Annotated in this window: 21 protein-coding genes; 10 read left to right on the top strand and 11 right to left on the bottom strand. The window is 72.7% G+C overall.

The genetic code is table 11. The annotated features are described in order from the left end of the window. Complete coding sequence (locus ACIQOE_RS05500) at nt 1–801, top strand: sugar phosphate isomerase/epimerase family protein (RefSeq protein ID WP_401410117.1); 801 nt, start codon at nt 1–3, stop codon at nt 799–801. 139 nt (nt 802–940) lie between these two features. Here ACIQOE_RS05500 and ACIQOE_RS05495 read toward each other — a convergent pair whose 3' ends face one another. Together ACIQOE_RS05495 and ACIQOE_RS05490 are read right to left on the bottom strand one after the other, a co-directional pair. Then, nucleotides 941–1168, bottom strand: a complete 228-nt coding sequence (locus tag ACIQOE_RS05495; protein ID WP_351937142.1) for a DUF397 domain-containing protein — start codon at nt 1166–1168, stop codon at nt 941–943. Further along, the gene (locus tag ACIQOE_RS05490) at nt 1155–1979 is read right to left on the bottom strand and encodes a Scr1 family TA system antitoxin-like transcriptional regulator (protein WP_401409760.1); all 825 of its coding nucleotides are present in this window, start codon (nt 1977–1979) and stop codon (nt 1155–1157) included. Before ACIQOE_RS05490 ends, ACIQOE_RS05495 begins: the two co-directional genes overlap by 14 nt. A 129-nt stretch (nt 1980–2108) precedes the next feature. On the opposite strand from ACIQOE_RS05490, the gene ACIQOE_RS05485 reads away from it, so the two are divergent. From ACIQOE_RS05485 to ACIQOE_RS05460, 6 genes are all read left to right on the top strand, one after another. After that, on the top strand, nt 2109–2333 hold the full coding sequence (locus ACIQOE_RS05485) for a hypothetical protein (protein ID WP_401409758.1): 225 nt from the start codon (nt 2109–2111) through the stop codon (nt 2331–2333). After that, the gene (locus tag ACIQOE_RS05480) at nt 2330–2605 is read left to right on the top strand and encodes a hypothetical protein (RefSeq protein WP_390632651.1); all 276 of its coding nucleotides are present in this window, start codon (nt 2330–2332) and stop codon (nt 2603–2605) included. The genes ACIQOE_RS05485 and ACIQOE_RS05480 overlap by 4 nt, the downstream gene beginning before the upstream one ends. 60 nt (nt 2606–2665) lie before the next feature. Next, a complete protein-coding gene (locus ACIQOE_RS05475) occupies nt 2666–3748 on the top strand; it encodes a MerR family transcriptional regulator (protein ID WP_401409756.1) in 1083 nt (360 codons plus the stop codon). 189 nt (nt 3749–3937) lie between these two features. Then, complete coding sequence (locus ACIQOE_RS05470) at nt 3938–4981, top strand: winged helix-turn-helix domain-containing protein (protein ID WP_362647240.1); 1044 nt, start codon at nt 3938–3940, stop codon at nt 4979–4981. A 93-nt stretch (nt 4982–5074) separates the two neighbouring features. Further along, on the top strand, nt 5075–5491 hold the full coding sequence (locus ACIQOE_RS05465; protein ID WP_351323119.1) for a hypothetical protein: 417 nt from the start codon (nt 5075–5077) through the stop codon (nt 5489–5491). Between the two features lie 78 nt (nt 5492–5569). Then, nucleotides 5570–6442, top strand: a complete 873-nt coding sequence (locus ACIQOE_RS05460) for a hypothetical protein (RefSeq protein WP_401409753.1) — start codon at nt 5570–5572, stop codon at nt 6440–6442. Nucleotides 6443–6464: 22 nt separating this feature from the next. Here the strand turns inward: ACIQOE_RS05460 and rbsD are convergent, their stop codons facing one another. The 7 genes from rbsD to ACIQOE_RS05425 all read right to left on the bottom strand — a co-directional run bounded on the left by rbsD (nt 6465) and on the right by ACIQOE_RS05425 (nt 14424). Next, nucleotides 6465–6854, bottom strand: coding sequence for a D-ribose pyranase (rbsD, locus tag ACIQOE_RS05455; RefSeq protein WP_351942225.1), 390 nt, complete (start codon nt 6852–6854; stop codon nt 6465–6467). Continuing rightward, complete coding sequence (locus tag ACIQOE_RS05450; protein WP_365563744.1) at nt 6851–7753, bottom strand: ribokinase; 903 nt, start codon at nt 7751–7753, stop codon at nt 6851–6853. Before ACIQOE_RS05450 ends, rbsD begins: the two co-directional genes overlap by 4 nt. Before the next feature lie 73 nt (nt 7754–7826). Further along, on the bottom strand, nt 7827–9773 hold the full coding sequence (locus tag ACIQOE_RS05445; RefSeq protein ID WP_365563747.1) for a substrate-binding domain-containing protein: 1947 nt from the start codon (nt 9771–9773) through the stop codon (nt 7827–7829). Further along, nucleotides 9763–11289, bottom strand: coding sequence for a sugar ABC transporter ATP-binding protein (locus tag ACIQOE_RS05440; protein ID WP_351323124.1), 1527 nt, complete (start codon nt 11287–11289; stop codon nt 9763–9765). The genes ACIQOE_RS05445 and ACIQOE_RS05440 overlap by 11 nt, the downstream gene beginning before the upstream one ends. Beyond that, nucleotides 11286–12317, bottom strand: a complete 1032-nt coding sequence (locus tag ACIQOE_RS05435; protein WP_351323125.1) for a LacI family DNA-binding transcriptional regulator — start codon at nt 12315–12317, stop codon at nt 11286–11288. Before ACIQOE_RS05435 ends, ACIQOE_RS05440 begins: the two co-directional genes overlap by 4 nt. A gap of 294 nt (nt 12318–12611) precedes the next feature. Beyond that, complete coding sequence (locus ACIQOE_RS05430) at nt 12612–13469, bottom strand: PhzF family phenazine biosynthesis isomerase (RefSeq protein ID WP_365563751.1); 858 nt, start codon at nt 13467–13469, stop codon at nt 12612–12614. A gap of 172 nt (nt 13470–13641) precedes the next feature. Beyond that, nucleotides 13642–14424, bottom strand: coding sequence for a VOC family protein (locus ACIQOE_RS05425; RefSeq protein ID WP_365572154.1), 783 nt, complete (start codon nt 14422–14424; stop codon nt 13642–13644). A gap of 273 nt (nt 14425–14697) precedes the next feature. Between ACIQOE_RS05425 and ACIQOE_RS05420 the strand changes: the two genes are divergently transcribed. Both ACIQOE_RS05420 and ACIQOE_RS05415 read left to right on the top strand, forming a co-directional pair. Further along, nucleotides 14698–16062 carry a rhodanese-like domain-containing protein gene (locus ACIQOE_RS05420; protein WP_401409749.1) on the top strand — a complete coding sequence of 455 codons (1365 nt, stop codon included), beginning with the start codon at nt 14698–14700 and terminating at the stop codon, nt 16060–16062. Nucleotides 16063–16142: 80 nt separating this feature from the next. Further along, nucleotides 16143–16886 carry a sulfite exporter TauE/SafE family protein gene (locus ACIQOE_RS05415; RefSeq protein ID WP_401409747.1) on the top strand — a complete coding sequence of 248 codons (744 nt, stop codon included), beginning with the start codon at nt 16143–16145 and terminating at the stop codon, nt 16884–16886. A gap of 21 nt (nt 16887–16907) precedes the next feature. Here the strand turns inward: ACIQOE_RS05415 and ACIQOE_RS05410 are convergent, their stop codons facing one another. Then, nucleotides 16908–17186 carry a metal-sensitive transcriptional regulator gene (locus tag ACIQOE_RS05410; protein WP_351328076.1) on the bottom strand — a complete coding sequence of 93 codons (279 nt, stop codon included), beginning with the start codon at nt 17184–17186 and terminating at the stop codon, nt 16908–16910. Nucleotides 17187–17270: 84 nt separating this feature from the next. Between ACIQOE_RS05410 and ACIQOE_RS05405 the strand changes: the two genes are divergently transcribed. Next, nucleotides 17271–17837, top strand: coding sequence for a rhodanese-like domain-containing protein (locus ACIQOE_RS05405; protein ID WP_401409745.1), 567 nt, complete (start codon nt 17271–17273; stop codon nt 17835–17837). A gap of 6 nt (nt 17838–17843) precedes the next feature. Here ACIQOE_RS05405 and ACIQOE_RS05400 read toward each other — a convergent pair whose 3' ends face one another. Continuing rightward, entirely contained in the window at nt 17844–18248 is a 405-nt protein-coding gene (locus ACIQOE_RS05400) for an ATP-binding protein (protein WP_362647210.1), read from the bottom strand. Nucleotides 18249–18400 lie beyond the last annotated feature (152 nt).

The following is an 18400-nucleotide window of genomic DNA, read 5'->3' as shown; positions in this document are numbered from 1 at the left end:
ATGACGGTGCGGCAGCTGTCGCTGCCCGAACTCGCCGCCGCTTGCGTGGAGTTGGGCGTGCCGGGCGTCGGCCTGTGGCGCGAGCCGGTGCGGGCCTACGGCCTGGACGCGACCGCCGAGCTGGTCCGCGACGCGGGCCTGACCGTCACCACCCTGTGCCGGGGCGGCTTCCTCACGGCCGTCGACCCGGGCGAGCGGGCCGCCGCGCTCGCCGACAACCGGCGGGCCGTCGAGGAGGCCGCGACCCTCGGCACCGACACCCTCGTGCTGGTCTCCGGCGGCCTGCCCGCGGGCTCCCGTGACCTGCACGGGGCGCGGGAGCGGATCGCGGACGCGCTCGGGGAGCTGGGGCCGTATGCGGAGCGGTACGGCGTCCGCCTGGCCGTCGAACCCCTGCACCCGATGTACGCAGCCGACCGCTGCGTGGTCTCCACCCTCACCCAGGCCCTGGACCTCGCGGAACGCTTCCCCGCCCACCAGGTCGGCGTCACCGTGGACACGTACCACCTGTGGTGGGACGACCGGGCGCCGGCGCAGATCGCCCGCGCCGGTGCGGGCGGCCGCATCCACACCTTCCAGCTCGCCGACTGGACCACGCCGTTGCCCGCGGGTGTCCTCAACGGCCGCGGCCAGATCGGTGACGGCGTGATCGACATGCGGGAGTGGAGGGGGTACGTGGAGGCGGCCGGTTACACGGGTGCCATCGAGGTCGAGCTGTTCAACGAGGGGCTGTGGGCCAGGGACGGCCGCGAGGTGCTGAAGGAGACGGCGATGCGGTTCGTCGAGCACGTGGCGGACTGACGGGTCGGTGGCCTGCCCACGTCTGGTGAGGACAGGCAGGCCAATCCGGCGGCCGATGCCCTGTTCGCGGGGGAGGAGGAGATCCTTGGCCTCCTCCGCGATGTCGAACGGCTAACCGCGTTCCTGGACCTCCGGAGCATCAGCTACCGATGCGACCGTCCCGCACGGCCCCGACGAACGCGGCCCAGCCGCCGGAGCAGAAGACCAGGACCGGGCCGGTGGTCCCGGCCTTGCTGTCGCGGACGGGCACGGCGGCGTGGCCACGGGCTGCTTCGAGGCAGTCGCCCTGGCTGCCGCCGCTGTAGCTGGACTTGTACCACCCGGTGAGGGTGGACGAGTCGGCGACCGTGTGCTCACTGCTGACCATGTGCATGTTCCTCCGCTGCCGCTCTGACGAGGGCCACCGACTCCTGGTGCGACAACGCGTCGCTCAGAGCTAGAGCGTAGGAGGTCTGGCTGGCCGCCACCATCGCCGGGTCATCCATCAAGTGGCCGGTGAGAAAGCCTTCGACGTACGCCACTGGGGCGGAGTCCTCGAAGCTCATGAGCGTGAGGTAGCTCTCCATGAGCGCGTGCGCTCCGACGCCGTACGGCAGCACATGCAGGCGCAGCCGCCCGACCTCCGCCATTACCGCGATTTTGTGCAGCTGCTCGGCCATGACCTGCGGGCCGCCGACGCGGCGCCGTAGCACGGACTCGTCGAGCAGGGTCCAGACGACCGGCTTCAACGGCCCGTCGAGAATCCGGGCGCGCTTTGTTCGAATGACAACGGCTTCGTCAAGTTCCTCCGCTGTGTGATTCGACCGGTAGGCGCGGAACAGGGCGCGCGCGTAGCCCTCGGTCTGGAAAACACCTGGCACGAGCGAGAGCGCGAACTGCTGAATCAGCGTGGCCTGTTGCTCCAGTTCGGCCACAGCTGCGAAGTAGTCGTTGTACTTCGACCCCAGATCCTCCAGCCACCGCTCGAAGAACCCGTCCGTCTTCAGGGCCCGGTCGATCCGGCGCGCGTCATCCGGCTTCGGCAGCCGCCGCCCCGCCTCGAAGTGGCTGATCAATGTCGGCGAGCATACGACCAGCTCGCCCAGTCCCTCCTGAGTGAGACCGGCGGCAACGCGCCGCAGCCTCAGCTCCTCTCCGTACCTCTCCCGTTGCGTCCGAGGCTTCTGGCGCTCGCTCATGCGGCCAACTCCCGTTCCTGACAAAGGCTCTGTCAAGTCCCCGCCTCTGGAAGCGTAGCCAGTCGCGACCCCACTCTGTGAGGGAATCGCTACACGGCGAAGTCATCGCAGCTGAGAAAGCAGGTCGGCATGATGTATCTCCTGGCCCGGCTGGTCGAGCCGTTGCTCCGGCTCTTCCTGCCCGCTCGTGGGCGGCGGCGCCGCAGGCCGGTCGTGTCGTTCGCGTACACGTATCCGTACTCGTGCCCGTACGTCGGTCGTCCGACGGCGTACCGCAGGGGCGAAGCATCCATGCGCGGTGAGGACAGTCCGCTCGTCCGCCCCTATCTCGACCTCGTGGAGACCTACGCATGAGCGGGCGCCTGCTTCCCTGGACCGGCGCGGACGGCAAGCCCGGTTACCTCGTGGGCGACGGGACGGGATACGTCTCACGGCTCGCTGACCACATCGAGAGCATGCACCTCGGCATGGCGGGCGATCTGCTGGACCACGCGGCCGAACTCCTCGCCGAGCAGCGGCTGAGTCGCGACGAACTCCACTACCTCGCGCGGCGGTTGAGCGAGTCGCTGAAGGACGTCAAGCGGGTCGCCGAGAGCAGGGGCGCACGGTTGCCGCGTGCTGACTGACCTGCCCGGGTTGACCCTCGACCTTGTGCAGGGCCCAGAGTGCCGGATGTGGAGAACGACATGCGCAGCATCGGAGAGCTGGCCCGCGACAGCGGCCTTGGCGTGAGCGCCCTGCGGTTCTACGACCGTGCCGGTGTGCTGGTTCCGGCCTGGGTGGACCCGGTGAGCGGGTACCGCTGGTACGAGCCCGGCCAGCTGGGGGAGGCCCGTCTGCTGGCTTGCCTGCGCCGCGCCGGCATGCCGCTGGCCGACATCCGGCTGGTGCTGGCCAGCTGGTCCGGAGCGGACTCCGATCTGGTCCGGAAACTGCTCGGGGAGCACCTGCGCCGCCTCGAAAAGGGGTTGTCCGACGCCCGCGGTGAGTTCGCCGCCCTCCGTGACCGACTCGATCTCCGGGAGAATGCCATGACCTCGTTCCGCAGGGCCACCTACCGTCTGTCCGTCGCCGCGCCGGAGCTGGCGGCCGCGCTGGACGCGGTCCGCTTCGCGGCCGGCACCGACCCCGAGCTGCCGATGCTCGGCGGGGTCCTGTTCGACGTCGAGGGCGAGAGCCTGCACACGGTGGCCACCGACCGGTACCGGATGGCGGTCGCGCGGACAGGCGTGGCCGGGCACGACGGAAGCCGGGTGCAGGTCATCGTGCCCACGCCGCTCGTCGACGCGATGCGTGCGCTGGCGGACGGCGAGGGATCCGTGCGTCTTTCTCTCGACGGTGACCGTGTCGCACTGGAGGCGGGGAACGGACAGGCGGCCGGACAGTGCCTCGATCACGAGTTCCCCGACTACCGCCGTCTGCTGCCCCGGCCCGGCGGGCGCGGCACCGTCGTCGAGGTGGCGGCCTTCCGGCAGGCTCTGGAGACGGGTCCGGTCCGCTCCGAAGAACCCGGGGGGCACGAGCTCAGCGTGCTCCGGGTGGAAGACGGCGGCGCGGTGACCCTCTGCACCGACGGCGAGGGAGCCGGCGCCGACGAAGACCCGAACCTCGTCGCCGTCAACCGTGAGTTCCTGCTGGCCGCGCTGGCCGCCGGCGCCCGCGACCGGCTGGTTCTGGAGTTCGGTGCGCCCACGGCGCCGATCACGATCCGCCGCCCCGACGACGAGGGTGCCTTCTCGCTCCTGATGCCGGTCAGGCTGGACGACTGACGGCACGTTCGTCCCGCCCGGCCGCCGGTACCCGGAAAAACCTTCCGTCGACCGCGACGGATCGAGCCCCCTCGAAGCACGTCCCGGCGTTCTCGGGGCGTCCGGCCGGTTCCGGTGTTGTTCGTGGGGGCCGGGTGCCGCAGGCTGCTGCCTGAACGAGACGAATGTTCGACTCGGGGGGCGGTTCTCGTGCTGCGGATCCATTTCACGCCTCAGGACCTGGCTCGCGTCCGGGTGGCCAACGCCCCCGACCCGCTCTGGGAGATCACCTGCAGCCTGCACCGGTTGCAGACCTCCCGGGGCCGGTGGGCGTACGCCGACTGGTACCGCGAGACCCGCACCACCCTGTCCGGCACCCAGCTCGGCGCGGCCGTACGGCGGCTCCTGGTCCCGGTGCTGCCCAGGGCCCGCTACCTGCCCGACTTCCTCACCCCGCACGAGTCCGCAGACGGCCTGGACCGCGGCCTCGCGGCGATCGTCGACACCCCGCCCGACCGGGTCGTGCGCGAGATACAGACCCTGGACCGGATCACCGGCGCCCCCGACTGGGCGCCCCGCCTGCTGGAACGCGAGACCCGGGAGGAACTCGCCAAGCTCCTGCGCACCTACCACGAAGCGGTGATCGCCCCGCACGAGAGCCGGGTCGGCGCCGCCCTCGCCGGCGAGCGCGCCCTGCTCGCCCGCCACACCCTCGACGGCGGCCTCGACGGACTGCTCCGGGGCCTGTCACCGGCCGTCCGCTGGCGGCCCCCGGTCCTGCACGTCGACTACGTCGAGGACCGGGACCTGCACCTGGCCGGCCGCGGACTGCACCTGATCCCCTCCTACTTCTGCTGGCAGTCACCGATCTCGATGGCGGATGACACCCTCCGGCCGGTGCTGGTCTATCCCGTGCACGGCGTCCGCGCGCCCGCCCCCGACGTCCCGCCGGACGCCACGCTCGCCGCGCTGCTCGGCCGGACCCGGGCGGCCGCGCTGCGCTGCCTCGCGCTCGGCGCGACCACCTCCGAACTGGCCCGGCTGCTGGGCGTGTCGGTGCCCACGGCCTCCCACCACACCACCGTGCTGCGCGACGCCGGCCTGGTCTTCAGCCACCGCCACCACAACACGGTGCTGCACTCCCTCACCCCGCTCGGCGCCGCCATGCTCAGACCGGCGTCCGCATCGCCGCCCACAGGAGTCACGGAGGCACCGCCGGAGCAGCGGACTCCGCTGCCTGGCGCGGGACTTTAGAACCCCGTCGAAGGGCGTGGTCCACGGGGCGGGTGCTCTGCGAGCGTTTCGACTGCTCGATCCGGCCACAACCGATCTACCCAAGGGGGAACCATGAGGAAGGCCATCGCCGCGGGCGCGCTCGCGCTCGTCTCCGCCGCAGGCTGTCTGGTGCTCGCGCCCGCCGCGTCCGCCGCTCCGGCCGCCTGTGTGACCGTGACGCTGAAGACGGGGGCCTACCAGGGCGTCGGCGGCACCGCGACCAAGTCGTCGTCCAGCAGCTGCGGCGACCTCAACCTGACCTACTCGGACGACTCCACCACCACCTACGGCGACGAGTACGCCGGGCGTCTGTACCACACGTCCAGCAGCTCCTGGGTGACCTGCAGCAAGGGTTACGTCTGGGCGTCCGACGGCAGCCACAGCGTCAACGACTCCACCTACTGGCTGTGCACCGACGTGTCCGGCGGCACGAAGTTCACCGTGGCGAGCTACTACGACGGCGGCGACACCGTCCGCATCACGCACTGACGCGGTGCCGCAGCTCCAGGGGTGCCGCGGGCCGCAGCGGCCCGCGGCACCCGCTCCCACACCCGCAGGCAGGACCCCATGACCCGGATGCTCCGCGCGGCCCGCCCCGCCGCCGCTCTCGCCCTGCTCACCGCCGTCACCGCCACCGCCTGCACCGCCGGCCCGGCTCGGCAGCCCGTCGCCGGTCCCCGCGCGGCCACCGTGACCCCGGCCCGGCTCAGCGACACCCTGCCGGCCGACCCGGTGCGGATGGTGCTGCCCGCGACCGGCGCCGAGTCCCGCTGGACGCAGGGCCTGGACGTGTTCGTACGGCAGGTGCAGCGCGTCGCGGCCACCTCCTGCGCCCGCGACCGCGGCTTCACCCTGCCCGAACAGGTCCCGCTCGCCTTCATCCGCTACTACGAACTCCCCGACCTGGACTTCATCGCCCGGCACGGCACCAGCGAGAGCGCCGCCGTGCCCGCCCCGTCGGCGAGCCCCGCCCCGGCCCGCACCGGATCCGCCGCCGACGTGCGCGCCTGTCTCGGCGAGGGCACGGCCGCCGCCCAGGCCCTGCGCGACCGCTACGCCGCCGTCCAGGGCCAGTGGTTCGGCACGCTCACCACGCTGCGCCGCGATCCGGCCACCCTCGACGCCCTCGGCACGCTGCCGGACTGCCTGGCCCGGTACGGCGTCCGGGCCCGCGACGAGAACGCCTTCTTCGCCCTCGCCGACGCCAGGATGCAGACCTCCGGTCCCAAGGGACCCGACAACGCGCTGGGGCGGGCGTACGCCGCCTGCATGCGCCCGGTGGAAGCGGTGCGCGAGCCCGCCCGCGCCGAGCTGCGCACCCGTTTCCTGGCCGCACCCGGACACGCGGACGCGGTCCGTGCGGTGCGCACCACCCTCGTCCCGGCCCTGCGCGCGGCCCAGCGCCGCTACGGCGTGCCGCTGGTCTTCCCGCAGCCCTGACCCCGCGGCCCGCGGCCCGTCGCTAGAAGAACACCCCGCACCGCAGCAGCACGTTCGCGTACGGCCGGGCCTCGCCGGTGCGGACCACCAGGTGGGCGCCGCCCGACAGCTCCTTCAGCCGCTCGTGCGGGACCAGGGCCAGGCCGGGGAAGTGCCCGTCCAGCAGACCGGCCGCGGCCGGATTGGCCTCGCGTATCTCGGTCGCCGCGGTGGCGCCCTCCACGACCAGCTCGTCCAGCAGGCCCTCCAGGACCTCGGCGAAGGACGGCACCCCGGCCCGGAAGGCCAGGTCCACGACCCGCGGCCCGCGCGGGATCGGCATCCCGGCATCGCAGACCAGCACCCCGTGCCCGTGCCCCAGCTCCGCCAGCGCGCCCGCCAGATGCCGGTTGAGGATTCCCCTCTTCCTCACAGCGCCTCGACCTCCGCGGCCGTCGGGTACGAGTCCTGCGCACCGCGCCTGGTGACCGCGGCCGCACCGACCCGGGCCGCGTACGCTGCCGCGTCCGCGAGGGCGGCGCCCGCTCCCAGCCGTACCGCGAGGGCCGCCGTGAACGCGTCCCCGGCGCCCGTGGTGTCCACCGCGTCCACCGTCACGGACGGCACGGACTCGCTCCCGTGCCCGTCGGCGACCAGCGCGCCCGCCGCGCCCAGCGTCACCACGACCGACTTCGGGCCCCTGGCGAGCAGGAGGCGGGCCCAGTCGGCCGGGTCCTCGCCCGGGTCGGCCCCGTCGAGCAGCACCTTCGCCTCGTGCTCGTTCACGATCAGCGGGTCGCAGGCCGCGAGGACCTCGTCCGGAAGGGGCCGCGGCGGCGAAGGGTTGAGCACGAACCGGCTGCCGGGGGCCAGGTTCCGCACCACTTCCACGACCGTCTCCAGCGGGATCTCCAGCTGCGCGGAGACCACCCGGGCGGCCCGCAGCAGACCGGCCGCGGCCCGCACGTCCGCCGGGGCGAGCCGCCCGTTGGCGCCCGGCGAGACCACGATGCTGTTGTCCCCGGAGGGGTCCACGGTGATCAGCGCGACGCCCGTCGGCGCCCCGCCCACCAGCACACCCGCCGTGTCCACGCCCGCGGCCCGCTGCGAGTCGAGCAGCAGGGTGCCGTGCGCGTCGTCGCCGACCCGGGCCAGCAGGGCGGTGCGGGCACCGAGGCGGGCGGCGGCGACCGCCTGGTTGGCGCCCTTGCCGCCGGGGTGCGTGGCGAGGTCGCCGCCGAGCACCGTCTCACCGGCGGCCGGCCGCCGGTCGACCCCGATCACCAGGTCGGCGTTGGCCGATCCCACGACCAGGAGGTCGTAGTCGTACATGAAGTGACTCCCTAAGAGAACGAATTGAGGCGGCCGGGCCCGGCAGATGCCGCCCGGCCGCCTCCTTGGTACCTCAGCCCGTGAACCCGGCCACGTTCTCCTTCGTGACCACCTTCACCGGCACCTTGATCGTCGAGTCGACCTTCTTGTCCTGGATCGCCTTCAGGGCGTTGTCCACGGCGATCCTGCCGAGCTGCGAGGGCTGCTGGGCGACCGAGGCGTACAGCGTGCCGTTCTTGACCGCGGTCAGGCCGTCCGGGGTGCCGTCGAAGCCGACCACCGACACCGACTTGCCGGCCTTGGAGCCGAGCGCCTTGATCGCGCCGAGCGCCATCTCGTCGTTGGCGGCGATGACGCCCTGTACGTCCGGGTGGGACTGGAGCAGGTTCGACATGACGTCCAGGCCCTTGGTGCGGTCGAAGTCGGCCGGCTGCTGGGCCACCACCTGGATGCCGGGGAAGGCCTTGAGGCCGCTGGCGAAGCCCTGTGCGCGTTCGCGGGCGGCCGAGGTGCCGGCCTGGCCCTGCAGGATCACGATCTTGCCGTGGCCGCCGAGCCTGTCGCCGATCGTCTTGGCGGCCAGCTCACCGCCGGCCACGTTGTCGGAGGCGACCAGCGCGTCGGTCTTGGCGTTGTTGACGCCCCGGTCGACGGCGATGACGGGGATGTCCGCCTTGTTGGCGGCCTTCACGGAGTTGCTCGCCGCGTCCGAGTCCACCGGGTTGACGATGACCGCGCCCAGGCCCGAACTGGTGAAGTTCTGCAGCTGGTTGGCCTGCTGGGAGGCGTCGTTCTGGGCGTCCGTGACGGTCAGGTCCACGCCCAGCTTCTTCGCCTCGGCCTGCGCGCCGGACCGGATCTGCACGAAGAACGGGTTGTTCAGGGTGGACAGGGACAGCCCCACCTTCGGGTTGTTCCCGCCGGAGCCCGTGTGCAGCAGGGAGGTCGCGGCCACCAGCGCCACGGTGACGACCGCCGCCAGCGCGTACGTCCCGGCCTGCTTGCCCTTGCTCCCGCCGGTACCGGCGGCCACGGGCGTGGCACCGGCCTTGCGGCGCACGGTGTCCAGCAGCACGGCCAGCGCGATGACGACACCGATGACGACCTGCTGCCAGAACGCCGAGACGTTCAGCAGGTTGAGGCCGTTGCGCAGCACCGCGAGGATCAGCGCGCCGATCAGCGTGCCGGAGGCCTTGCCGGTACCGCCGGCCAGCGACGCGCCGCCGATCACGACCGCCGCGATGGCGTCCAGTTCGTAGCCGTTGGCGGCCTGCGGCTGCGCCGAGGAGAGCCGGGAGGCCAGCACGATGCCGGCGACGGCCGCGAACAGGCCGGACAGCGCATAGATGGCCAGCTTCTGCTTGGACACCCGCAGCCCGGAGAGGCGCGCGGCCTCCTCGTTGCCGCCGATCGCGTACATCGAGCGCCCGATGTAGGTCCGGCCGAGCACGAAGGCCGCGATCAGACCCATGACGACCATCACGAGGACCGGCACCGGCAGCCAGCCGCCGAGCGTGTCACCGAGGTGCGAGACCGAGTCGGGGAAGGCGATCGGGGAGCCCTCGGAGATCACCAGCGACAGACCGCGGGCCACCGACAGCATGGCCAGGGTGGCGATGAACGGCGGCAGCTTGCCGTACGCGATGAGGAAGCCGTTGACGAGACCGGCCGCTATGCCGGTGGCCACCGCCAGGACCACGGCCAGGAAGACCGGTACCCCGTGCGAGGTGGCGCTCCAGGCCAGCACGGTCGCCGACAGGGCCGCGACCGAGCCGACCGACAGGTCGATGCCCGCCGCGACGATCACGAAGGTGACACCGAAGGCGAGGATGGCGGTCACGGCCGCCTGCACGCCGACGTTCAGCAGGTTGTCGGTGGTCAGGAAGTCGCCCGACAGCGCCGACATGGCGATGACGAGGACGATCAGCGCGGTGAGCGCGCCGTTGTCGAGGAGCAGCCGGCGCACACCGGAGACGCCACCGGCGCCCGTGTTCCTGCTCTTGAGCGTGTCAGCGGCCACGTCCGGCCTCCTTGTCGGTTGTGGTGGTGGGGGTGGAGACGGCGAGCGCCATCACGGAGTCCTGGGTGGCCTGGTCGGCGGAGAGTTCGCCCGCGATCCGGCCCTGGGCCATCACCAGCACCCGGTCGCTCATGCCGAGCACCTCGGGCAGGTCGCTGGAGATCATCAGGACCGCGGCTCCGGCGGCCGTCAGCTCGTTGATCAGCTGGTAGATCTCGACCTTGGCGCCGACGTCGATACCGCGGGTCGGCTCGTCGAGGATCAGCACCTTGGTGTCGGCCAGCAGCCACTTGCCGATGACGACCTTCTGCTGGTTGCCGCCGGAGAGCGTGCGCACGTGCTGGCCGAGCCCGGCCATCCGCACGCCCAGCTGCCCGGCGATCCGCTCGGCGGCGGTGTGCTGCGCCCTGAGGTCGACGATCCCGGCCCGGGTCGCCCGGCGCAGGGTCACCAGGCCCAGGTTCTCCTCCACGGAGGCGTCCAGGACCAGCCCCTGCCCCTTGCGGTCCTCGGGGACGAGCCCGATCCCGGCGGCCATGGCCGCGTTGACGTCGTGGCGCCTGAGCGCCGTCCCGGAGACCCGTACGGCCCCCTCGTCGTAGGGATCGGCGCCGAACACGGCCCGCACCACCTCGGTGCGGCCGGCACCGACCAGGCCCGCGATGCCGACGACCTCGCCGGCGTGCACCTGGAAGCTGATGTCGTGGAAGACACCGTCCCGGGTCAGCCCGTCCACGGACAGCAGCGCGGCGCCGGTCTCGGCCCGCTCCCGCGGGTACTGCTGCTCGATGGACCGTCCGACCATGAGCCGGACCAGTTCGTCCTCGCCCGTGGTGGCGGGCACCTGGCCCACGCTCTTGCCGTCCCGGATGACCGTCACCCGGTCACCGATCGCGGCGATCTCCTCCAGGTGGTGGGTGATGAAGACGATCCCCACGCCGTCCTCGCGCAGCTGCCGCACGATGGCGAAGAGCTTCTCCACCTCCTCCGAGGTGAGCACGGCGGTCGGCTCGTCCATGATGAGCACGCGCGCGTCCAGGCTGAGCGCCTTGGCGATCTCGACCATCTGGAGCCGGGCGATGCCCAGTTCCCGCACCCGGGCCCGCGGCGAGACGTGCACGCCGACCCGCTTCAGCAGCGCCTCGGCGTCGGCCTCCATCCGCTTCCGGTCGATCATCCCGAGGCGGCGCGGCTGCCGGCCCAGGAAGATGTTCTCGGCGACGGTGAGATCGGGTACGAGGTTGAACTCCTGGTAGATGGTGGCGATCCCGAGGCGCTCGGAGTCCTGCGCACCGTGGATGCGCACCTCCTCGCCCGCGGCCAGGATGCGCCCCTCGTCGGGGGTGTAGGCGCCGGAGAGCATCTTGATGAGGGTGCTCTTGCCCGCGCCGTTCTCACCGAGGAGTACGTGCACCTCGCCCCGGCGGAGGTCGAAGTCGACGCCGTCGAGCGCGACCACTCCGGGGAAGGACTTCCGTATGCCCTCGATGCGCAGCAACTCGTCCGGGTTGCTCACGACGTGCTCCTTTGCACAGGGGTCTGGTTCATTGCGGGGCGCGCGCCGCACGAGCGGCGGACGACGAGCCGGGCGGGGAGGGTGACGGACTGCGGAGGCCGTCCCTCGATGCGGTCGATCAGTGCGCGGACGGCGGCCCGTCCCAGCTCGCCGGTCGGCTGGGCTATCGCCGTGACCGGCGGGTCGGTGTGCACGAACCACCGGATGTCGTCGAACGCGGCGAGCGCGATGTCGTCCGGCACCCGCAGGCCGCGGGCGCGGACGGCGTCCAGCGCGCCGAGCGCCATCAGGTTGTCGGCGGCGAAGACCACCTCGGGCGGCTCGGGCAGGTCGAGGAATCCCTCGGTGACCCGCCGGCCGCTCTCGGCCTGGAAGTCGCCCTGGCCGATGTAGGCGTCGGGAAGGGGCACGCCGTACTCGCCGAGCGCCTCCCGGAAGGCCCGCACCCGCTCACTGCCGGTGGTGGTGGCCGCGGGGCCCGCGATGATCGCGAGCCGCCGGTGGCCCAGCCCGTACAGGTGCGCCACGAGGTCCCGTACGGCCCGCTGCCCGTCCGCCCGGACCACGGGCACGTCGACGCCCGGGATCCACCGGTCGACGAACACCATCGGTGTCCCGCCGCGCGCCGCCTCCAGCATCAGCGGGGAACCGCCGTCGGTGGGGGAGACGAGCAGGCCGTCGATACGGCGGTCCAGCAGCGTCCGTACGTGGTGGTCCTGCAGTTCGGGCCGCTCGTCGGCGTTGCCGATGATCACGCTGTAGCCGAGCGCGCGGGCCTCTTCCTCGACCGAGCGGGCCAGCTCGGTGAAGTACGGGTTGAGCACGTCGCTGATGACCAGGCCGAGGGTGCGGGTCTGGTCGGTGCGCAGGGAGCGGGCGACGGCGTTCGGGCGGTAGCCCAGCGTCTCGACGGCGGCCAGCACACGGGTACGGGCGTCGGCGCTGACCGACGGGTGGTCGTTCAGGACACGGGACACCGTGGCGACGGAAACGCCCGCCGCGGCGGCCACGTCCTTGATGCTCGCCATCGCCGCTCCACCTCCTCGTGGAACTCGTGGAATCGATTACACGCACTGCGTACCGAGGATTGGAAACGATTACACGAGGGCTCTGCAAGAGGTGCGAGGCGGCCGAAACCGAATCGTGACCGTGGGGTGGGCGGTGCGTCGTCGGCCGCGGGCCGGTGGGGGCTGATCGCGCAGTTCCCCGCGCCCCTTGGGGACGCTGCGGTGAAGCGCCCTGCAAGGGGCGCGGGGAACTGCGCGACCGGCCCCGACGCACCCGCGGCCGACCACGGTGGCCCGGCGGCCCGATCGTGTCCGTCAGTCGATGCGGGTGCCCGTGCCGCTGACCCGGACTCGCGGGTCGCCCGCGCGCAGGGTGACCGTGAGTTCGCCGGGACGGCCCAGGTCCTCGCCCTGGTGCAGGGTGAGGACGGCGTCCTCGGGGACGAGGCCCAGCTCACGGGCGTACGCCCCGAACGCCGCCGCCGCGGCACCGGTCGCCGGGTCCTCGACGACGCCTCCCACCGGGAACGGGTCGCGGACGTGGAAGACGGTGGCGGACTCCCGCCACACCAGCTGCACGGTGGTCAGGTCCAGGCGGTGCATCAGCGCTTCGAGGCGCGCGAAGTCGTACGAGAGGTCCGCGAGGCGCGCCCGGCTCGCGGCCGCCAGCACGAGGTGGCGGGCACCGGCGAAGGCGATCCGGGGCGGGAACGCCGGGTCCAGGTCGGCGCCCGGCCAGCCGAGCGCGGCGAGCGCCTCCGCCAGGTCGCCGCCCGAGACCTCCTCGACGTGCGGCTCGACGCTGGTGAGGGTCGCCGTGACCGTCCCGTCCCGCTCGGCCACCGTCACCGGCACGGTGCCGGCGCGGGTCGCGAACACCAGCTCGCCGGGCCCGATCCGCTCGGCGAGCGCGATCGCCGTCGCGATGGTGGCGTGCCCGCAGAACGGCACCTCCGCCTTCGGGCTGAAATAGCGGATGCCGTACGACCGTTGCGCCGCGCCGGGGGTCAGGAACGCGGACTCCGAGTACCCGAGGTCCGCGGCGATCGCCAGCATGGCGGCGTCGTCCAGGCCGTCGGCGTCCAGGACGACACCGGCGGGGTTGCCGCCCTCGGGGCGTGCGGAGAAGGCGGTGTATCGCAGGACCTCGGGGTGCGGCGCGTTCGTCGTCATGACCGCGCAACGCGGCACGGCGGCGGGGCTATTCCTGCCGCTCCCGCCGCTCCTGCCGGTCCCGGAGATCCTGTCGCCGGTGCGCGCCGGGCGGGGACTTCGCCGCCGCGGCCGGCGCGCACCATGGGCGAACGGGGTCGCGCCGACGGCCTGTTGGGCCGCCGACGGTCCCTCACATCGGCTTCGGCTTGAAGACCGCGAAGGTCGCGCCCTGCGGATCGGCGACCACCGACATCCGGCCCGCCATCATCTCGAAAGGCGGTGCCAGCACCGTTCCGTTCCGCTTGACCAGCGCGTCCACGGTCGAGTCGACGTCGTCCACCGCGAAGTAGGTCAGCCAGTGCGGCGGCACGCCCGGCCGGTCGTCGCCGAGTTCGGTGGCCCCGCCGACGCCCTTGCCGCCGATGTTCAGCGACCAGTAGGTCCCGTCGGCGCCCTCCATCGGCTGGATCTCGATGCCGAAGGACTCGCCGTAGAAGCCGGTGGCGGCCGGTACGTCGTTCGTGTTCAGCTCGTTCCAGATCAGTGCGCCCGGCTCGTTGACCAGTCCGGCGCCGTGGAACGCGCCCGGCTGCCACACCCCGAACACCGCGCCCTGCGGGTCGGCCGCGATCAGCATCCGGCCGAGGTCGCCGACGTCCATCACCGGGGCCAGCAGGGTGCCGCCGGCCGACACGATGGCGTCCTGGGTGGCCGGTGCGTCCGTGCTGGCCAGATAGGTCGTCCACACGGTCGGCGGCTCCGGCTGCCCCTCGGGTGCCATGGCAGGACCGATGCCCGCCACCGGCTTGCCGTGCAGCGTGCAGACCGCGTACCCGCCGAAGTCGCCCGGGCCGATCTCGCCCTGCCAGCCGAACAGGTCACGGTAGAAGTCCAGCGCGGCCTGCTGGTCCTGCGCCATCAAGTCGACCCAGCACGGGGTGCCGGTCGCGTACGGAGTGGTGATCTCGGGCATCTCAGGCTCTCCCTGCGCACGGAAAGTTTCCCCGCCGCCCACCTTCACCGCCCGCGGCGCTTCCCGCCACCCGGGCCGGGACAGAAGGTACTTTCGGACGGCCTTCCCCACCGGCACCGGGCGTAGCGGACTTCCCCACCCGCACCCGTGAAGGCCCGGTGCCCGGCATCCGACCTGGGCGGCCCCTGACCCGAAATATACCCCCGGGGGTACCGGTGTTACGGTGGGAACAGATACCCCCCGGGGTAATTTTCCTTCGTAAGGAGTACCGACGTGTTCTTCGTCGACACCATCGAGCTGGAAGGGCTCGGCAACCGCGGCTATGTGGCCGGCGGTGAGAGCGCCGCGGTGGCGGTGGACCCGCCGCGCGACATCGACCAGGTCCTGGCGGCCGCCGCCCGGCGCGGTGTGCGGATCTCCCACGTCGTGGAGACCCACGTCCACAACGACTACGTCACCGGCGGCCTCGAACTCGCCCGGATCACCGGAGCCCGCTACCTCGTACCGGCCGGTGCGGACGTCGCCTTCGACCGCGTGCCCGTGGCGGACGGCGACACCGCGGACGTCGACCCCGGCAGCGGGGTGACGCTGAAGGCGATCGCGACCCCGGGACACACCCCGCACCACACCTCCTACGCGCTGTACGAGGCGGGGCGCGCGGTGGTCGTCTTCACCGGCGGGTCGTTGCTGAACGGCACGGTGGGACGGCCGGACCTGGTCGAGCCTCGGCTGACCGAACAGCTGGCCCGCGCCCAGCACGCCTCCGCCCACCGCCTCGTCTCCGACCTTCCCGACGCGACGGCGGTGCTGCCCACCCACGGCTTCGGCAGCTTCTGCTCCGCGGCCCGGACGGAGGGGGAGCAGACCACGATCGGCAAGGAGAAGAGCACGAACACCGCGCTGACCGTCGACGTGGACACCTTCGTCGCGGACCTGCTGGCCGGTCTGGAGGTCGTGCCCGCCTACTACGCGCACATGGGCCCGGCCAACGCCGCGGGCCCCGCGCCGCTCGACCTGACCCCGCCCCGCCTCGCGGACGCCGACGAGATCGCCGCCCGCCTCGCGGCCGGTGAATGGGTCGTCGACCTGCGCAACCGCGTCGCGTTCGCGGAAGGGCACGTGGCCGGGTCGTTCAACTTCGAGGCCGACGGCAAGCTCGCCACCCATCTCGCCTGGATGATCCCCTGGGGCAGGCCGGTCACCCTGCTCGCCGAGTCCGCCGAGCAGCTCGCCGACGCCCAGCGCGAGCTGGTGCGGGTGGGCATCGACCGCCCGGCGGCCGCCGCCACCGGCACCCCCGCCGCCTGGCTGCCCGCCGGACAGGCCCCGGCCTCCTTTCCCCGTTCGACCTTCGCCGGGCTCGCCGCACACGGCGGCGAGGGGGTGGTGGTCCTGGACGTGCGCCGTGACTCCGAGCGGGCGAACGGCTGGATCGAAGGGGCGGTGCACATCCCCGTCCATGAGCTCCACGGCCGCCTCGCGGAGATTCCGCCCGGGACGGTGTGGGTGCACTGCGCCGGCGGTATGCGGGCCGCGATCGCCGCGTCCCTGCTGGACGCCGCCGGGCGGGACGTCGTCGCCGTCGACGACGGCTTCGACGCCGCCACCGACGCCGGCCTGCCCCTGACCGCCGGCTGACACCCGCCCACCGCACGAGAAGGAAAGGGGGAGAACCCGATGGTCCTCTTCCACCGCGGCCGGCAGCACGGCCGGACAGCGTGACCGCCATAGTTCTCGCCGTAGTCGCCGGAGCCGTCGTCGGCCTCGCCCTCGGGGCCCTGGGCGGCGGCGGCAGCGTCCTGGCCGTACCCGCCCTGATCTACCTGCTCGGCTTCACCCCGTCGGCGGCCACCACCGCCAGCCTGGTCATCGTGGCCGCCACCTCCGCCACCGCCCTGTGCGCCCATGCCCGCGACGGGCATGTCGCCTGGAGCGTCGGATCGCTCTTCGCCGCCGCCGGCATCCTCCCCGCCTACCTCGCGGGAGCCGCCGCCGGACGGGTGCCGGAAGCCGTGCTGACCGCCGCCTTCGCGGTGATCGCGACACTGGCGGCCCTGCGGATGTTCCGCCCGTCCGCGTCGAGGCCGCCGCGGCGGACACGTCCCACCGAAGCGGCCGGGGCGGGCGCCGGACTCGGCGCGGTGACCGGCTTCCTCGGCGTCGGCGGCGGGTTCCTCGCCGTCCCGGCCCTGGTGAGCGTGCTCGGCCTGACCATGCGGCGGGCGGTGGGCACCAGCCTGCTCGTCATCACCGTCAACTCGCTTGCCGCCCTGGTCGCCCGTACCGGGACAGGTGCCGGTCTCGACTGGGCGATGATCGGGCCGTTCGGCGGAGCGGCGGTCCTCGGCGCCTGGGACGGCAGACGCCTCGGCGCCAGGGTCTCCGGCGACGGCCTGCAGAAGGTCTTCGCCGGGGTGCTCCTGGCGGTGGCCGTGTTCATGCTGATCGACGTGATCGCATGAGGACCCCGGCCACCGCGTCCGTCAGGCCAGGGAGAGGAACAGCTTCTCCAGCCGTGCCCGCATCGCGTCGCGGTCACCGGCCGTCTGGGCGCCCTCGGCCATGCAGTGCTGAAGCCCGGTCGCGATGATCGCGAACCCGGCCCGGTCCAGCGCCCGGGAGACCGCCGCGAGCTGAGTGATCACGTCCTCGCAGTCCCGGCCCTCCTCGATCATCTTGATGATCCCCGCGATCTGGCCCTGGGCCCGCCGCAGCCGGTTGAGGACCGACTTCAGCTCGTCGGCCGCCATCTCAAGCTCCACCGTCCACCTCCATAAATACCCCGAGGGGTATGATACCGGGTTCGGTATCCGCTCCCGGGACGCCAGCGGAAGGATCACCCCCGCATGACCGCCACCGACGCCCTCGTCCCCGCCCAGGCCGCCGCCCGCCTCGACGACTGCACCGTCATCGACGTGCGCACCCCAGGCGAGTACGCCTCCGGCCACCTCCCCGGCGCCCACAACATCCCCCTCGACCACCTCCGCACCGCGTTGCCCGCGCTCAAGGCGGCGGCCGCCCGCGGCACCCTCCTCCTGGTGTGCGCCTCCGGCAACCGCTCCGCCACCGCCCGCACCGAACTCGCCGCGGCCGGTGTCCCCGCCGCCACCCTCGTCGGCGGCACCACCGCCTGGGCCGGCGAAGGCCGCACCCTCCACCGCCCCGACGGGGCCACGCGCGTCTGGCCCATGGAACGCCAGGTCCGCCTCGCCGCCGGCGCCCTCGTCGTCCTCGGCCTCGCCGTCGGCACTCGCCGGCGTCCTGCCCGCCTGCTCTCCGCGGCCGTCGGCGGCGGCCTGGTCCTCTCGGCCGTCACCGACACCTGCGGCATGGCCGCCGTCCTCGCCAGACTGCCCTACAACCAGCCCCGCACCGCCGATCTCCACGCGACCCTGCGAGCGCTGCGGGACTGACAGCGACTACGCGGCGGCCAGCTCGCACCACACGTACTTCCCGCGGTTGCCGAACCTCGACAGCGGCTGCCAGCCCCACAGGTCCGAACAGGCCCGCACCAGCGCCAGGCCCCGCCCGTCCTCCACCTCCCCGAGCCGTTCCAGCGGGACCGGCGGCTCGGGCGGTCCGGGATCCGCGTCCCACGCGCCGATCCGCAGCGTGCCGGGCGGCGACCAGCGCACCCTGAGCGCCGCGGGCCCCTTCGTGTGCCGTACGGCGTTGGAGACCAGTTCGGTGGCGAGGAGTTCGGCGACGTCCAGAAGACGGGTCAGCCCGTGCGCGGTGAGGATCAGTCTCAGCGCGTGCCGGCTGACGGTGACGGCACGGAGGTCGTTGGGGATGCTGAGCGTGTACTCCCAGGATTCGGACATGCGTCATCACTCCGTTGGGGTTGGGGGTATTCGCGCACGGTGGCATTGCCGCAGCCGTCCGGGCAGGACGAGGCGGTGCACTTCCGCGCTGCGTGAGATGTGCGTCACCGACAGTAGACCTAGCTTTTTAGGTCAAGCAAGCCGGTCGCGTA

Source organism: Streptomyces sp. NPDC091282 (assembly GCF_044757385.1).
GTDB classification, from domain to species: Bacteria; Actinomycetota; Actinomycetes; order Streptomycetales; family Streptomycetaceae; genus Streptomyces; species Streptomyces gramineus.
The sequence above is the reverse complement of the archived record's forward strand: the minus strand, read 5'-3'. Positions and strand labels throughout refer to the sequence as shown.

What these genes read in the sequence shown, in the direction of transcription:
- ACIQOE_RS05500 (WP_401410117.1), top strand. Translation starts at nt 1, where the DNA reads ATGACGGTGCGGCAGCTGTCGCTGCCCGAACTCGCCGCCGCTTGCGTG.
- ACIQOE_RS05495 (WP_351937142.1), bottom strand. Translation starts at nt 1,168, where the DNA reads ATGGTCAGCAGTGAGCACACGGTCGCCGACTCGTCCACCCTCACCGGG.
- ACIQOE_RS05490 (WP_401409760.1), bottom strand. Translation starts at nt 1,979, where the DNA reads ATGAGCGAGCGCCAGAAGCCTCGGACGCAACGGGAGAGGTACGGAGAG.
- ACIQOE_RS05485 (WP_401409758.1), top strand. Translation starts at nt 2,109, where the DNA reads ATGATGTATCTCCTGGCCCGGCTGGTCGAGCCGTTGCTCCGGCTCTTC.
- ACIQOE_RS05480 (WP_390632651.1), top strand. Translation starts at nt 2,330, where the DNA reads ATGAGCGGGCGCCTGCTTCCCTGGACCGGCGCGGACGGCAAGCCCGGT.
- ACIQOE_RS05475 (WP_401409756.1), top strand. Translation starts at nt 2,666, where the DNA reads ATGCGCAGCATCGGAGAGCTGGCCCGCGACAGCGGCCTTGGCGTGAGC.
- ACIQOE_RS05465 (WP_351323119.1), top strand. Translation starts at nt 5,075, where the DNA reads ATGAGGAAGGCCATCGCCGCGGGCGCGCTCGCGCTCGTCTCCGCCGCA.
- ACIQOE_RS05460 (WP_401409753.1), top strand. Translation starts at nt 5,570, where the DNA reads ATGACCCGGATGCTCCGCGCGGCCCGCCCCGCCGCCGCTCTCGCCCTG.
- ACIQOE_RS05450 (WP_365563744.1), bottom strand. Translation starts at nt 7,753, where the DNA reads ATGTACGACTACGACCTCCTGGTCGTGGGATCGGCCAACGCCGACCTG.
- ACIQOE_RS05435 (WP_351323125.1), bottom strand. Translation starts at nt 12,317, where the DNA reads ATGGCGAGCATCAAGGACGTGGCCGCCGCGGCGGGCGTTTCCGTCGCC.
- ACIQOE_RS05430 (WP_365563751.1), bottom strand. Translation starts at nt 13,469, where the DNA reads ATGACGACGAACGCGCCGCACCCCGAGGTCCTGCGATACACCGCCTTC.
- ACIQOE_RS05425 (WP_365572154.1), bottom strand. Translation starts at nt 14,424, where the DNA reads ATGCCCGAGATCACCACTCCGTACGCGACCGGCACCCCGTGCTGGGTC.
- ACIQOE_RS05405 (WP_401409745.1), top strand. Translation starts at nt 17,271, where the DNA reads ATGACCGCCACCGACGCCCTCGTCCCCGCCCAGGCCGCCGCCCGCCTC.
- ACIQOE_RS05400 (WP_362647210.1), bottom strand. Translation starts at nt 18,248, where the DNA reads ATGTCCGAATCCTGGGAGTACACGCTCAGCATCCCCAACGACCTCCGT.